Source organism: Pseudomonas sp. B14(2017), from assembly GCF_002113255.1.
Classification (GTDB): Bacteria; Pseudomonadota; Gammaproteobacteria; order Pseudomonadales; family Pseudomonadaceae; genus Aquipseudomonas; species Aquipseudomonas putida_Z.
Genome location: NZ_NEJY01000031.1, coordinates 18,170 through 31,712, shown reverse-complemented (window position 1 = coordinate 31,712; position 13,543 = coordinate 18,170). Strand labels below are relative to the sequence as shown.

General features: G+C 65.2%; 14 protein-coding genes and 1 pseudogene. 8 read left to right on the top strand and 7 right to left on the bottom strand.

From position 1 onward, the window contains the following. Positions 1-383: 383 nt before the first annotated feature. Positions 384-1,274: a LysR family transcriptional regulator gene (locus CAG34_RS25950; RefSeq protein ID WP_085593240.1), complete on the bottom strand. Its 891-nt coding sequence runs from the start codon at positions 1,272-1,274 to the stop codon at positions 384-386. A 102-nt stretch (positions 1,275-1,376) separates the two neighbouring features. Between CAG34_RS25950 and CAG34_RS25945 the strand changes: the two genes are divergently transcribed. The 6 genes from CAG34_RS25945 (at position 1,377) to CAG34_RS25920 (ending at position 6,995) form a co-directional block, all read left to right on the top strand. Beyond that, on the top strand, positions 1,377-2,456 hold the full coding sequence (locus tag CAG34_RS25945) for an extracellular solute-binding protein (RefSeq protein ID WP_085593238.1): 1,080 nt from the start codon (positions 1,377-1,379) through the stop codon (positions 2,454-2,456). A 25-nt stretch (positions 2,457-2,481) separates the two neighbouring features. After that, complete coding sequence (speB, locus tag CAG34_RS25940) at positions 2,482-3,447, top strand: agmatinase (protein WP_085593236.1); 966 nt, start codon at positions 2,482-2,484, stop codon at positions 3,445-3,447. 226 nt (positions 3,448-3,673) lie between these two features. Beyond that, the gene (locus CAG34_RS25935; RefSeq protein ID WP_085593234.1) at positions 3,674-3,991 is read left to right on the top strand and encodes a hypothetical protein; all 318 of its coding nucleotides are present in this window, start codon (positions 3,674-3,676) and stop codon (positions 3,989-3,991) included. A gap of 23 nt (positions 3,992-4,014) precedes the next feature. After that, positions 4,015-5,163, top strand: coding sequence for a PQQ-dependent sugar dehydrogenase (locus tag CAG34_RS25930; protein WP_085593232.1), 1,149 nt, complete (start codon positions 4,015-4,017; stop codon positions 5,161-5,163). Between the two features lie 129 nt (positions 5,164-5,292). Beyond that, positions 5,293-6,399: a cell division protein ZapE gene (gene zapE, locus CAG34_RS25925; protein ID WP_085593230.1), complete on the top strand. Its 1,107-nt coding sequence runs from the start codon at positions 5,293-5,295 to the stop codon at positions 6,397-6,399. Between the two features lie 14 nt (positions 6,400-6,413). Next, on the top strand, positions 6,414-6,995 hold the full coding sequence (locus CAG34_RS25920) for a DinB family protein (protein ID WP_085593228.1): 582 nt from the start codon (positions 6,414-6,416) through the stop codon (positions 6,993-6,995). A gap of 175 nt (positions 6,996-7,170) precedes the next feature. Here the strand turns inward: CAG34_RS25920 and CAG34_RS25915 are convergent, their stop codons facing one another. The 4 genes and pseudogenes from CAG34_RS25915 to CAG34_RS28760 all read right to left on the bottom strand — a co-directional run. Beyond that, positions 7,171-8,169: an alpha/beta fold hydrolase gene (locus CAG34_RS25915; RefSeq protein WP_085593226.1), complete on the bottom strand. Its 999-nt coding sequence runs from the start codon at positions 8,167-8,169 to the stop codon at positions 7,171-7,173. 75 nt (positions 8,170-8,244) lie between these two features. Next, a complete protein-coding gene (locus tag CAG34_RS25910) occupies positions 8,245-8,682 on the bottom strand; it encodes a YqaA family protein (protein WP_013971818.1) in 438 nt (145 codons plus the stop codon). Beyond that, positions 8,682-9,113, bottom strand: coding sequence for a DUF411 domain-containing protein (locus tag CAG34_RS25905; protein ID WP_039614165.1), 432 nt, complete (start codon positions 9,111-9,113; stop codon positions 8,682-8,684). The genes CAG34_RS25910 and CAG34_RS25905 overlap by 1 nt, the downstream gene beginning before the upstream one ends. A gap of 14 nt (positions 9,114-9,127) precedes the next feature. Further along, positions 9,128-9,277 (bottom strand): annotated as a pseudogene (locus CAG34_RS28760) (copper resistance protein CopB); the annotation flags it as partial. A gap of 102 nt (positions 9,278-9,379) precedes the next feature. Here CAG34_RS28760 and CAG34_RS25900 point away from each other — a divergent pair. Beyond that, a complete protein-coding gene (locus CAG34_RS25900; protein ID WP_085593224.1) occupies positions 9,380-10,030 on the top strand; it encodes a hypothetical protein in 651 nt (216 codons plus the stop codon). A gap of 9 nt (positions 10,031-10,039) precedes the next feature. Here CAG34_RS25900 and yegQ read toward each other — a convergent pair whose 3' ends face one another. Next, a complete protein-coding gene (gene yegQ, locus CAG34_RS25895) occupies positions 10,040-11,359 on the bottom strand; it encodes a tRNA 5-hydroxyuridine modification protein YegQ (RefSeq protein WP_085593222.1) in 1,320 nt (439 codons plus the stop codon). A 133-nt stretch (positions 11,360-11,492) separates the two neighbouring features. Between yegQ and CAG34_RS25890 the strand changes: the two genes are divergently transcribed. After that, positions 11,493-12,557: an AI-2E family transporter gene (locus tag CAG34_RS25890; protein WP_085593220.1), complete on the top strand. Its 1,065-nt coding sequence runs from the start codon at positions 11,493-11,495 to the stop codon at positions 12,555-12,557. A gap of 137 nt (positions 12,558-12,694) precedes the next feature. Here CAG34_RS25890 and phnX read toward each other — a convergent pair whose 3' ends face one another. After that, complete coding sequence (phnX, locus tag CAG34_RS25885; protein WP_025338370.1) at positions 12,695-13,522, bottom strand: phosphonoacetaldehyde hydrolase; 828 nt, start codon at positions 13,520-13,522, stop codon at positions 12,695-12,697. Positions 13,523-13,543: the final 21 nt, after the last annotated feature.

Sequence of the window (13,543 nt, the reverse complement as noted above, 5' to 3'; positions counted from 1 at the left end):
TCGCAAACTCAACGTTAGCCAAGAACCACGATGACCATCCTCTTTCGCCCGCAGGGCGCCTTCGGCTGGTTCAGTTACACCACTTCCCGGGACACGATCCCCGGTCAGACAAACGCCGCCAGCAAATCCTGTGCAAACGCCTGCTGTGCCTCGCCGCCCGGTGCTGACCTGGAGCATGGCTTACTGACGCTGCGCGGTTCTGTAGGAGCGGCCTTGTGTCGCGAAAGGGGTGCGAAGCGCCCCCAGGATTTCAGCTCTGCAGCTCATATTGGCGGGGCCGCTTTGCGGCCCTTTCGCGACACAAGGCCGCTCCCACAGAGACCGCACATGCCTTAGGAAGTCGCGGTCCCTGTGGGAGCGGGTTTACCCGCGAAGAGGCCGGGTCAGGCAAACGCCGCCAGCAAATCCTGTGCAAACGCTTGCTGTGCCTCGCCAACCGCCTGCGCCCGGTGCCTGGCCAGGGTAAACGGCACCACAAAGTCCAACCCCGGGTCCAGCGCCCACAACAACCCCTCAGCTTCCCAAGCTTGCGCGCAATGGCATGGCAGATAGCCAATATGCCGCCCCGACAGAATGAACGTCAGCACGCTCTCGATCTGCTCCGCCACCGCCATGCTGCGCTGGCTCTGGAACGGCTCGCCGCCCTTGAGAAACCGGTACGGATGGCGCACCTGGTCCATCGCCAGTAACCGCTCCCGCCCAACGCCAGCCTCACCGAACAGCACATGGCCCTTGCCGCAATACAGCCGTTGCCGCTCCTCGAACAGCGGCTGGTAATCAAAGGCTGCCTGGTTGCCGGAAAAGTAGCTGATGGCGTAATCCAGCCGCTGCTCCAGCAACAAGCGCTCCAGCTCTGCCGGTGGCGCACTGATCAGCTCCAGCTGCACCGCCTCCTCGCGCCTGCGAAACGCCGCAATGGCCGCCGCCAGCTTCAGGCTCACCGCCTTGTCCTGGTTCTCCGCCATGCCTATGCGCACGGTCCCCAGCAGCCGCCCGGCAACGCCATTGGCCTGCTGGCGAAACTGTTCGATGTTCAGCAGTAACCCTCGGGCGGCGTCCAGCAACAACGCGCCTTTTTCCGTCAGGTGAAAACCACCCTTGCCGCGGCTGCACAGGCGGTAGCCCAGCCGCGCTTCCAGCTGCGCCATGCGCTGGCTGATGGTGGGCTGGCTCAGGCCCAGCACGCCTTGCGCGGCACTGAAGCCACCGGCCTCGACTACAGTGACGAACAGCCGCAGCAGGTGCAGGTCGGGGTCGTGCACTTGTCCGAGCATTACATTGCCTCTGATGAATGTCAGCTTTGCAAACTTGCCATTCCTGCAATGTAACCCGGCTGGCATGCTCGCGGCATCCACCCATTTGCCGAGGTGTCCGCCATGCGTCGATCGTTGTGCCTGCTGTCCCTGGTCCTGGCCTTGCCCCTGCAGGCCGAAGAAAAGGTCGTCAACCTCTACAGCTGGGCCGACTATGTCGCCCCGCAAACCCTCCAGCGCTTCGAGCAGGAAACCGGCTACAAGGTGCGCTACGACACCTTCGACACCACCGAAGTGCTGGAAACCAAGCTGCTGACCGGTGGCAGCGGCTATGACGTGGTGGTGCCGTCGTCGGCCGTGCTGGCCCGGGCGCTCAAGGCCAACGCCCTGCAGCCGCTCGACCCCCAGGCCATGCCTGGCTATGCCAACCTCGACAAGGACCTGCTGGCCAAGCTCGCCGAGGCCGACCCCGGCAACCGCCATGCCGTGCCCTACACCTGGGGCACCCTGGGCCTGGGGGTGAATGTGGAGGCGGTGCGCCAACGCCTGGGGAATGTGCCGCTGGACAGCCTCGACCTGCTGTTCAAGCCCGAGTACGCCAGCCGGCTGAAGGACTGCGGCATCGCCATGCCCGACTCGCCCCAGGAGGTGATCGGCGTGGCCTTGAACTACCTGGGCAAGGACCCTTACAGCCAGGACAAGGACGACCTGGCCGCCGCGCAGAGCCTGCTGAGCCAGCTGCAGCCGTCGATCAGCTACGTCGCCAATGGCCGGCAGATCAGCGACCTGGCCAATGGCAGCGTGTGCCTGGCGCTGACCTACAACGGCGATGCGGCGATGGCCGCCGACCAGGCACGCCGCGCCGGCAAGCCGTTCGAGCTGATCTACCGCATCCCCCGCGAAGGCACGCTGGTATGGCAGGACAACCTGGTCATTCCCAAGGACGCCCCGCACCCCGAGGCCGCGCGGGCGTTCATCGCCTTCATGCTCAAGCCCGAGTCGGTGGCGGCGCTGACCAACACGCTGTTCTTCGCCAACGCCAACCAGGCGGCCACGCCGCTGGTGGACGAAGCAGTGCGCAACGACCCGGACATCTACCCGTCGGCCGCGGTGCGCCAGCGCCTGTATGCCGACCGCAGCATGGCCCTGGCCGACCTGCGCCAGCGCAACCGCCTGTGGACCGCGTTCCGCAGCCGCCAGTAACCGATAACGACAAAGGAGCCCGACCGTGGAGCAAGCCGCAAACAACGACCAGGCCATGACCCGCGACAGCCTGTATGGCACCGCTGCGGAAAGTACCTACGCCGGCATTACCAGTTTCTCTCGCCGCCGCTACAGCCGCGACCTGCGTGGTGTCGATGTGGTGGTCAGTGGTGTGCCGTTCGATACTGCCACCAGCAACCGCCCAGGTGCGCGCTTCGGCCCGCGGGCGATCCGCGCCGCTTCGGTGCAGCAGGCCTGGGCCCGGCACTGGCCGTGGGCGTTCGACCCGTTCGACCACCTGGCGGTGATCGACTATGGCGATTGCGCCTTCGACAGCGGCACCCCACAGTCGGTACCGGACAGCATCGAGGCCCATGCCACGCATATTCTGGAAGCAGGCTGCGCCATGCTCACCCTGGGTGGCGACCACTTCATCAGCTACCCGCTGCTCAAGGCCCATGCCCGCCGGCATGGCCCGCTGGCGCTGATCCACTTCGATGCGCACAGCGACACCTGGCCGGACGAGGAAGGCAAGCGCATCGACCACGGCACCATGTTCTGGCATGCCGCCCGCGAAGGCCTGGTGGACCCGGCCAGCTCGGTGCAGATCGGCCTGCGCACCACCAATGATGACAGCCAGGGCTTTGCCATCCTCGACGCCCGCCAGGTGCACCGGCAGGGCACCGAGGCGGTGATCGCGGCGATTCGCCAGCGGGTGGGCGAGCGGCCGGTGTACCTGACCTTCGATATCGACTGCCTCGACCCGGCCTATGCGCCTGGTACCGGCACGCCGGTGTGCGGCGGGCTGAGCACGGTGCAGGCGCTGGAGATCATCGGCGGGCTGCGCGGTATCAACCTGGTGGGCATGGACCTGGTGGAGGTGGCGCCAGCCTATGACCATGCCGATATCACCGCGCTGGCCGGGGCGACCTTGGCGATGGAAATGTTGTGCCTGTATGCGGCGCGGCACAAGGTGGACAAGGGCCAGTAACCTGGGGCCGCTTTGCGGCCCATCGCGACACAAGGCCGCTCCTACAGGTAATCGCGTACCCCTGTAGGAGCGGCCTTGTGTCGCGATGGGCTGCAAAGCAGCCCCCAAGGCCCATACTGAAACATCAGGAATCATCTCCACCCGCATTCACACTTTTGCCGCGAACCCTTCGCGCCTTAGGCTATCAAACCCACCAGGCGCGGCATTTTCGTACAGGAGGTGAAGCATGACCCCGACATTGCCCATCCTGGCCTTCGGCCTGGTGCTGTGCCTGCCCGCGCAAGCGGCCCCCGAGCCGCCCTTGCAACTCGCCGCCGGCAACAACAACCCCTACAACAGCCCGATCCAGCGCGCCAACCCCAACAGCCGCCAAGGCAGCATGCCGGCCGCACCTCCCGTGCGCGGCCCGTCCACCGACCCGTACCAGCGCACGCCCACCCTGGACAACCGCGGCATCGGCAATGGCGACAACCTGCGCCGCCAGCAGCAAACCCCGAACCTGGAGCCCACCCGACCACCCCGCGGCAACCCGCGCGCGCCATGAGCGCCCTACGAAAGGAATCCTGCATGCTTCGAGCACCCTGGCTTGTCACCCTGACCGCCGCCGCACTCCTGCCCCTGCTGGCACAGGCGGCGGCCGAACAGCAGCTTCGCAGTGAAGAAGGCACCTTGACCGTCAGCACAGTGGCCGACGGCCTGCGCAACCCTTGGGCCCTGGCGTTCCTGCCGGGCGGCAAGGACATGCTGGTCACCGAGCGCGCCGGCAACTTGCGGGTGGTCAATGCCGAAGGCAAGGTCGGCCCGCCGATCAGTGGTGTGCCCAAGGTCTGGGCCGAGGGCCAGGGCGGCCTGCTGGATGTGGTGCTGTCGCCGGAGTTCGCCAAGGACCGCACCGTCTACCTGTCCTACGCCGAAGAGGGCAGTGACGGCAAGGCCGGTACGGCGGTCGGCCGTGGCCAGTTGTCCCAGGACCGCGCCCGGCTGGAAAACTTCAACGTCATCTTCCGCCAGCAGCCCAAGCTGTCGGAGGGCAACCACTTCGGCTCGCGCCTGGTGTTCGACCGCGACGGCTACCTGTTCATCGCCCTCGGCGAGAACAACCAGCGCCCGACCGCCCAGGACCTGGACAAGCTGCAAGGCAAGATCGTGCGTATTTTGCCGGACGGCGGAGTACCCAGGGACAACCCCTTCGTCGGCAAGGACAACGTGCGGCCGGAGATCTGGTCGTTCGGCCACCGCAACCAGCAAGGCGCCGCACTCAACCCGTGGACCGGCAAGCTGTGGACCCACGAGCACGGCCCGCGCGGCGGCGATGAGATCAACATTCCCGAGCCTGGCAAGAACTATGGCTGGCCGATTGCGACCCACGGCATCAACTATTCGCTGCTGCCGATTCCCGAGGCCAAGGGCAAGCAGGTGCAGGGCATGGTCGACCCGCACCATGTATGGGAGAAGTCGCCGGGCATCAGCGGCATGGCGTTCTACGACAGCCCTACGTTCAAGGCCTGGGACCACAACCTGTTCATTGGCGCGCTGGCCACCCAGGAGCTGATCCGCCTGCAACTGGATGGCGACAAGGTGGTGCATGAAGAGCGTTTGCTGGGTGAGCTGAAGGCGCGTATCCGCGATGTGCGGGTGGGGCCGGATGGCTACCTGTATGTGCTGACCGATAACAAGGACGGCGCGTTGCTGAAAGTTGGATTGGGAGACAGCTGAGCCAAAGTCACATGCACCGGCCTCATCGCCGGCAAGCCAGCTCCCACAGGGATAGCGCATGGCTTGGGGCCAATGCGGTCGAGGTGGGAGCTGGCTTGCCGGCGATGAGGCCGGTGCAGATAATGCCGCATGGCTATCGATCCCCATTCCCTCTACCAGCAGGCCCTGACCACTCAGGGCTATGTCGCCGACCCCGCCCAGGCCCGCGCCGTCGAGGCCTTGCAGGCTTGTTTCCAGGCCGTCGAACAGGGCCGCCCCACTCAGGGTATCTACCTCTGGGGCCCGGTCGGCCGCGGCAAGACCTGGCTGATGGACCAGTTCCACCACTGCCTGCGGGTACCCAGCCGGCGCCAGCACTTCCACCACTTCATGGCCTGGGTCCACCAGCGCCTGTTCCAGCTCAACGGCACCGCCGACCCGCTGCTGGCGCTGGCCGTGGAGCTGGCAGGGCAGATACGCGTGCTGTGCTTCGACGAGCTGTTCGTCAACGACATCGGTGACGCGATCATCCTCGGCCGCCTGTTCCAGGTACTGTTCGACCAAGGCGTTGTTATCGTCGCCACCTCCAACCAGCCACCCGAGCAGCTCTACCGCGACGGCTTCAACCGCGAGCGTTTCCTGCCGGCCATCGCCGCCATCCAGCGGCACATGCAGGTACTGCCGGTAGCCGGCGAGCAGGACCACCGCCTGCACCCCGGCGCCGAGCGCCAGCGTTACTGGGTGGCGCAAGCGGGGCAGGCCAGCCAGCTGGGCGAGGTGTTCCGCCAGCTCAGCCCCGGCGACGCAGGCCACGATCAGCCCTTGGCGATCGGCTCCCGGCAGGTGCAGGTGGTGCGGCGCAGCGCGCAGGCCATCTGGTGCCGCTTCACCGACCTGTGCGAACAGCCGCTGGCGGCCATGGAGTTCATGGCCCTGTGCGACCGGTTCCCGGCCATCCTGGTGTCGGGCATTCCGGCGCTGGGGGGTGAACAGCGGGCCGGGCGCATTGCCCGGGGCACCGAGGATGCTGCGGCGCGGGTGGTGGCGGGTGACCGCGAGCTGCCGGCGCTGTCGCCCAAGGACGACGCGGTGCGCCGCTTCATTGCCCTGGTCGACGAATGCTACGACCGCCGGGTGGCGTTGTACCTGGAGGCACAGGTGCCGCTGGATGCCCTCTACACTCAAGGGTATCTGGCGTTCCCGTACCAACGGACCCTGAGCCGGCTACGGGAGATGCAACTGCAACGCTTCGCCTGAAAAGGAGCCGAACCATGGAGCCGCTGTCGCATCATCTGCTGACCCAGGCCTACAACAATGGCTGGGCCAACCACCGTCTGTACAAGGCCTGCCTGCAACTGACCCAGGACGAATTCGTCGCCCCGCGCTGCAGCTTTTTCCCGTCGATCAAGGCCACCCTCAACCACCTGCTGACGGTGGACTGGTTCTACCTGCACATGCTCGAATGCGAGCAGCGTGGCGAGCAGCCCGACGCTGACGGCGAGCGCTTCTTCGACCCCGAACAGCCGTTTGCCACCTGCACCGACCTGCATGCCGAACAGGCCCAGGCCGATCACCGGCTGATCGCCTATTGCCGGGGCCTGCGCGATGGTGAGCTGGGGCGCTATGTGAGCATCGTTCGCCCCGAGCGGGTACAGCGCGAGCAACGGCTGCGGCTGCTGGCGCACCTGTTCGAGCACCAGGTGCATCACCGTGGGCAGGTGCATGCGATGCTCAGTGACACGGCAGTGAGGCCGCCGCAGCTGGATGAGTTTTTCTGCGAGGAAGAGGCGGGGTTGCGGGCGGCGGACTTTGCCGAGCTGGGCTGGACCGAGGAGCAGGTCTGGAAGATGTGACGGGCCAAAGGGGCTGCTTTGCAGCCCATCGCCGGCAAGCCAGCTCCCACCTCGACCGCGCTACGTTCAGAAGCAGGGCAGCTTCCACAGGTGCTGAACAAAGCATGAGGCTGATGCGGTCAAGGTGGGAGCTGGCTTGCCGGCGATGGGCCGCAAAGCGGCCCCCAAATTAGATCTAGCGCCCTAACCACTCCACCAGCATACGGTTGAACCGCACCGGCTCCTCGATCTGCGGCGCATGCCCCATGCCTTCAAAGGTAATCAGCTCACCCTTGGGAATCAGCTTGGCCACCTGCGGCCCCAGCACTGCATACTTGCCCAGCTTCGCTTTCACCTCCGGCGGCGCGATATCACTGCCGATGGCAGTGGTGTCCTGGTCACCGATCAGCAGCAGGGTGGGCATCTGCAGGTCCTTGAATTCGTGGTACACCGGCTGGGTGAAGATCATGTCGTAGATCAGCGCCGAGTTCCACGCCACCGCTTCATGCCCCGGCCCCTTGTTCAGGCCCGCCAGCATCTGCACCCAGCGCTCGTACTCCGGCTTCCAGCGCCCGGCGTAGTAGGTCTTGCGCTCATACTCGCGCACGCCTTCGGCATCCAGCTTGAGCTCGCGCGCATACCACTGGTCCACCGTGCGGTAGGGCACGCCCAGGGCTTTCCAGTCTTCCAGCCCGATGGGGTTGACCATCGCCAGGCGCTCCACCTGCTGCGGGTACATCAACGCATAGCGGGTGGCGAGCATGCCGCCGGTGGAGTGGCCGAGCACGATGCTTTGCTTCACCCCCAGCTGTTCGAGCAGGGCATGGGTGTTGCTCGCCAGCTGCTGGAAGCTGTACTGGTAATGCGCCGGCTTGCTGGAGCTGCAGAAGCCGACCTGGTCGGGGGCGATGACCCGGTAGCCAGCCTTGCTCAGGGCGTCGATGGTGGTTTCCCAGGTGGCGGCGCAGAAGTTCTTGCCGTGCATCAGCACCACGCTGTGGCCGTTGGCCTGGCCCTGGGCGGGTACGTCCATGTAGCCCATCTGCAGGGCCTGGCCCTGGGACTTGAAGTCGAAATGCTTGAGCGGATGCGGGTAGTTGAAGCCCTCCAGCTGGGGGCCATAGGTGGGCGATTCGGCGGCGATGGCCGAACTGCCGGCGAGGCAGGCCAGGGCCAGGGCGGTTGCGCGCAGCATGGGGGCACTCCGTGTAGGGCCATGTAGGAAGGGGCGACTGTAACAGCCAGTGGACCACGCGGAACGTGAAAGGTGTTACCAGGCGTGAAACCAGCCCAGGGTAATCATCGCCAGCACCCCATAGCGGCCGGCTTTGGCCAGGGTCACCAGCAGCAGGAAGCGCCAGAACGGCTCACGCATGATGCCGGCGATCAGCGTCAGCGGGTCGCCGATCACCGGCATCCAGCTGAGCAGCAGCGACCATTGCCCCCAGCGCTGGTAGCGCTGTTGCGCGCGTTCCAGCTGGGCAGGGCTGAACGGGAACCAGCGCTTGTCCCGCAGGTGCTCGATGGCCCGCCCTAGCACCCAGTTGACCACCGAGCCCAGCACATTGCCCAGGGTCGCCACCAGCAGCAGGGTGGCCCAGGCCTCGGGCTGGCGCAGCAAAAGGCCGACCAGCACGGCCTCCGATTGCAGCGGTAGCAGGGTGGCGGCGCCGAAGGCGCTGAGGAACAGCGCCCACAGGCTGAGCATCAGTAGTTGGCGACCACGGTGTCCTTGCCGTCCTGGGTCACGCCGATGACCTGGTAGGCATCCTTGTGGTCACCCATTTCCATGCCGGGCGAGCCCATGGGCATGCCCGGCACGGCCAGGCCCTTGAGGTCGTTGCGCTTGGCCAGCAGGCGCACCTGCTCGGCCGGTACGTGGCCTTCGACGAACTTGCCATCGATCACCCCGGTATGGCACGACGCCAGGCGTGGCGCCACGCCCAGGCGTTGCTTCACCTCGCTCATGTTCGGCTCGACATGGTCGTTGACGGTGAAGCCGTTGTCGCGCAGGTGGCTGATCCAGGCCTTGCAGCAGCCACAGTTGGGGTCGCGGTAGACGTCGATGGTCTCGGCAGCCTGGGCCAGGCCGGTGATGGCCAGCAGGCCCAGGGGCAGCAGGTGTTTACGCAGCTTCATGAAGCACTCCTTCAAAAACGTGGGCGGATACCGGCGACCAGGCCTGAGCCTTGCACGCGCCTGGTGTCGTTACGGCCCCAGGGGCGGTCCGATATCCAGCGGTCGGCCAGCAGCATAGCGTAAGCGGCTTCCAGGCGCAGCGCGGCCTGTTGCCGTTCGCCAGCCTTGTTGGGCAAGCAGTCTACCTGCCTGGTAGTGGTTCCGGATGCCGGCCTGTCATCACGCTGGCTAACGTGCGGCACACCTATCTGAGAGCCTGCTGGATCATGACCCTACCACTGGACTGCCTGTTGTACTCCAAGACCAATCTGATCGGCATCGGACCAAACCTGTCCGAAGAGGAACGCCAGGACGTGCAAACGTTGCTGGACCATGCCGATGAGTTCGCAAGCCGCTTCCTCGACCGGGACGAGCTATGGAAAAGCTGGTTCGACCGCTTCCGCAATCGCCTGGAGAAACATGGCTGCGTAAGGACGGCCGCCCTGGAGTTGCCGCCCCAGGTCATCAGGGACCATGACGATTTCGATACCAGGCTCGAGCCCATCGGCACAGGCAGCACACCAACGCTGTTGGCCCAACTGGCGCGTGCATCCATGCAGGAACTGCGCATCAGTGCTCACGCCAGCAAGTTCCTGCAGTCTGGTTGGCAGAACGACGTCGCCTCATCGTTTCTGATAACACCCTGCCAGAAGGACGAGGAGGGCCAGATCCATCTGGCGGTCTACTCGTTTCGTTTCAACGGCACGGTGGAGATGCGCGACTTCGGGTTCTGGAGCGAGACCCAGCGTGACATCGTCGTGTGGAACACCGGCACTGTTTACCGTTTTGATGTGGAACGTTTCGCCGCTTTTCGTCAGCAGATTCGTAAGGAATTGGGCGACCGGCGGCTTGGCGCCATTACCAGGATTGAACTCTAGCCACCTCGCTCAAGCTGGCAGGTCACGCATCAGCAGGCCGTATGCCAATGGCACCTGCTCGGGAACAGGAAGGTAGATGGTGTGGCCATCGCCCGGTGCGACCTGCAGCGGTTGCTGCTGGCCATTGCTCATGTGCTCGAGATCGAAGTGGTAGTTGCCGCGTGGGGTCATCAGTTCCAGATGGTCGCCCACGGCGAAGCGGTTCTTCACCTTGACCTCGGCCAGGCCGTCGACGCGCACCCCGGTCAGCTCGCCAACGAACTGCTGGCGCTCGGACACCGAGTTGCCACGCTGGTAGTTCTGGTACTCGTCGTGCACGTGGCGGCGCAGGAAGCCTTCGGTGTAACCGCGCTGGGCCAGGGATTCGAGGTTGTCCATCAGGGAGCGGTCGAATGGTCGCCCGGCCACCGCGTCGTCGATCGCCTGGCGGTACGACTGCACGGCGCGGGCGCAGTAGAAGTGCGACTTGGTGCGGCCTTCGATCTTCAGCGAGTGCACGCCCATGGCGGCGAGGCGCCCGACGTGCTGGATGGCGCGCAGGTCCTTGGCATTCATGATGTAGGTGCCGTGCTCGTCTTCGAACGCCGGCATTTCGGTGCCGGGGCGGTTGCTTTCCTGCAGCAGGAATACCTGCTCGGTCGGTGCACCCAGGCCCAGCGTCGGCTGCACTTCGCGCACGATGTCGCCAGTGGCGTTTTCGGTGGCCGGGGTGGCGTCATACTTCCAGCGGCAAGCGTTGGTGCAGCTGCCCTGGTTGGCATCGCGCTTGTTGAGGTAGCCCGACAGCAGGCAACGGCCGGAGTAGGCCATGCACAGGGCACCATGGACGAACACCTCCAGCTCCATTTCCGGCACCTGCTGGCGGATTTCCTCGATCTCTTCGAGCGACAGCTCGCGCGACAGGATCACCCGGCTCAGGCCCAGTTGCTGCCAGAACTGCACGCTGGCCCAGTTGACCGTGTTGGCCTGCACCGACAGGTGCACCGGCATCTGCGGGAAGTGCTGGCGTACCAGCATGATCAGGCCTGGGTCGGACATGATCAGCGCGTCCGGTGCCATCTCGATCACCGGCGCCAGGTCCTTGAGGAAGGTCTTGAGCTTGGCATTGTGCGGGGCAATGTTGACCACCACGTAGAAGCGTTTGCCCAAGGCATGCGCCTCCTGGATGCCCAGGGCCAGGTTGGCATGGTCGAACTCGTTGTTGCGCACCCGCAAGCTGTAGCGTGGCTGGCCGGCGTAGACCGCGTCGGCGCCATAGGCGAAGGCGTAGCGCATGGTCTTGAGGGTGCCGGCGGGGGCCAGCAGTTCGGGCTTGGCGATGTGGGTCATGTGCGCACCGGAGCAAAAGGCGCGGATGCTAGGGCTGGCAGATACGGCCCGTATTGATTTGCATCAAGGAAATGGCGGCACTTTTGCCAAGGTGCGGCGCACTAATAACGCATAAGCCATGCGAGGACCCGCGATGAACCAGACCGCCCTGCAGAACAAAGCCCTGGCAGTACTGCTGGCGCTGGTGACCATTGCCTTCATCTGGATCCTGCTGCCGTACTACGGTGCGATCTTCTGGGCGGTGATACTCGGCATCCTGTTCGCCCCGCTGCAGCGCCACCTCCTGTTGCGTTTCGGCCGCCGGCGCAACCTGGCTGCGGCGGCCACCTTGCTGGTGTGCCTGCTGGTGGCGATCCTGCCGGTGATCATCACCAGCGCGCTGCTGGTGCAGGAGGGAGCCGCCCTGTACCAGCGCATCGAGCACGGGGAGCTGGATATTGCCGGCAATGTCGAGCGCGGCAAGGACATGCTTCCGGCTTTTGCCCAGCGGGGGCTGGACAGCATGGGCATGGGCAACCTCGACGGGCTGCGCGACAAGATCACCAAATGGGCCACCCAAGGCAGCCAGGTGCTGGCCAGCCAGGCGTTCAACTTTGGGCAGGGCACGTTCGAGTTCGTGATCAGCTTCGGCATCATGATGTACCTGTTGTTCTTCTTCCTGCGCGAAGGCGCGGAGGTCGCCCGCCAGGTGCGTCTGGCAGTGCCGCTGCCCGAACACCAGAAACGCCGTTTGCAGCTGAAGTTCAACCGTGTGGTGCGGGCGACGGTAAAAGGCAACGTGCTGGTGGCCATTACCCAGGGCGCGCTGGGCGGTTTCATTTTCTGGGTGCTGGATATCCCGAGTGCGCTGGTATGGGCGGTGCTGATGGCGTTTCTGTCGCTGTTGCCGGCGGTAGGGGCGGGGATCGTGTGGGCGCCGGTGGCGGCGTACTTCCTGCTGACCGGTGCGATTTTGTCGGGGGTGATCCTGACCGCGTTCGGCGTGCTGGTGATCGGCCTGGTAGACAACTTGTTGCGGCCGATCCTGGTGGGCAAGGACACGCGCATGCCGGACTACCTGATTCTGGTGTCGACGCTGGGCGGGCTGGCGGTGTTCGGGCTCAACGGCTTCGTGATCGGGCCATTGATTGCGGCGCTGTTCGTGTCGAGTTGGGCGATCTTCGCGGCAACCAAACCCCGGGTGCAGTTGCCGGAGTAAGGTTTTGACAGGGCTGCTTTGCAGCCCATCGCCGGCAAGCCAGCTCCCACAGGTCCAGCGACAATCTTGAGAACTACGCTGTACCTGTGGGAGCTGGCTTGCCGGCGATGGGCCGCAACGCGGCCCCCATGGCCGGGTCAGGATGCCTGCGGCATCTCACCCTTGGCCAGGCGCCGGTTGATGTCGGCGATCACTTCTGGCAGTTCGTTGATGGTGTCGATCAGGTAGTGCGGGCGGGAGCCGGCGAACAGGGCGTGGATGCGCTGACGCTCGCTTTCCAGCTTCTCGGCGCTCAGCGCGCGGTAGCCTTCCCAGGTCAGCCCCAGGGCATTGCCCGAGCACACCAGGGCCACGGTCCACATGCCGGCACGGCGGCCTTCGAGAATGCCCGGCACGGTATCGTCGACCTTCACGCACGCCGCTACATCGTCGATACCCAGCGCGATCACGTTGGCCAGGGCCTGGGCCGGCCATGGGCGGCCGTTCGGGGTTTCGTCGGTGGCCACCACATGGTCGGCCACGTAGCCGTTCTGCGCGGCCAGCTCCACCACCTTGTCCATCACCACCTTCGGGTAGCCCGAGCAAGAACCGATCTTCAGGCCGTCCTGGCGCAGCCCGGTGAGGGTGTCCAGGGCGCCGGGGATCAGCGCCGAGTGCACGGCGATCTTCTCGATCTGCAGCGGCATGAAGCGGTTGTAGATGGCGGTGACATCATCGTCGGTCGGGGTGCGGCCGAACACCTTGCGGTAGCGCTCGGCAATTTCCGGCACATCGCACAGGGTGCGGATGTGGTCCCACTTGCCCATGCCCATCGGGCCGCGGGCTTCTTCGATGGACACCTGCACATCGAATTCGGCAAAGGCTTCGACAAAGATCTGGGTCGGGGCGAAGGAGCCGAAGTCGACCACGGTGCCGGCCCAGTCAAGGATGGCGGCTTGCAGCTGGGTAGGGTTGCTGTAGTTCATGTGCGCTTGTTCCTGAAATTG

Bases quoted from the DNA above. Each gene is read 5' to 3' on its own strand.
- CAG34_RS25905 (WP_039614165.1), bottom strand. From the start codon at position 9,113: ATGAAGCTGCGTAAACACCTGCTGCCCCTGGGCCTGCTGGCCATCACC.
- CAG34_RS25900 (WP_085593224.1), top strand. From the start codon at position 9,380: ATGACCCTACCACTGGACTGCCTGTTGTACTCCAAGACCAATCTGATC.
- CAG34_RS25935 (WP_085593234.1), top strand. From the start codon at position 3,674: ATGACCCCGACATTGCCCATCCTGGCCTTCGGCCTGGTGCTGTGCCTG.
- CAG34_RS25920 (WP_085593228.1), top strand. From the start codon at position 6,414: ATGGAGCCGCTGTCGCATCATCTGCTGACCCAGGCCTACAACAATGGC.
- CAG34_RS25930 (WP_085593232.1), top strand. From the start codon at position 4,015: ATGCTTCGAGCACCCTGGCTTGTCACCCTGACCGCCGCCGCACTCCTG.
- CAG34_RS25945 (WP_085593238.1), top strand. From the start codon at position 1,377: ATGCGTCGATCGTTGTGCCTGCTGTCCCTGGTCCTGGCCTTGCCCCTG.
- zapE (WP_085593230.1), top strand. From the start codon at position 5,293: ATGGCTATCGATCCCCATTCCCTCTACCAGCAGGCCCTGACCACTCAG.
- CAG34_RS25950 (WP_085593240.1), bottom strand. From the start codon at position 1,274: ATGCTCGGACAAGTGCACGACCCCGACCTGCACCTGCTGCGGCTGTTC.
- CAG34_RS25915 (WP_085593226.1), bottom strand. From the start codon at position 8,169: ATGCTGCGCGCAACCGCCCTGGCCCTGGCCTGCCTCGCCGGCAGTTCG.
- CAG34_RS25910 (WP_013971818.1), bottom strand. From the start codon at position 8,682: ATGCTCAGCCTGTGGGCGCTGTTCCTCAGCGCCTTCGGCGCCGCCACC.
- phnX (WP_025338370.1), bottom strand. From the start codon at position 13,522: ATGAACTACAGCAACCCTACCCAGCTGCAAGCCGCCATCCTTGACTGG.
- yegQ (WP_085593222.1), bottom strand. From the start codon at position 11,359: ATGACCCACATCGCCAAGCCCGAACTGCTGGCCCCCGCCGGCACCCTC.
- CAG34_RS25890 (WP_085593220.1), top strand. From the start codon at position 11,493: ATGAACCAGACCGCCCTGCAGAACAAAGCCCTGGCAGTACTGCTGGCG.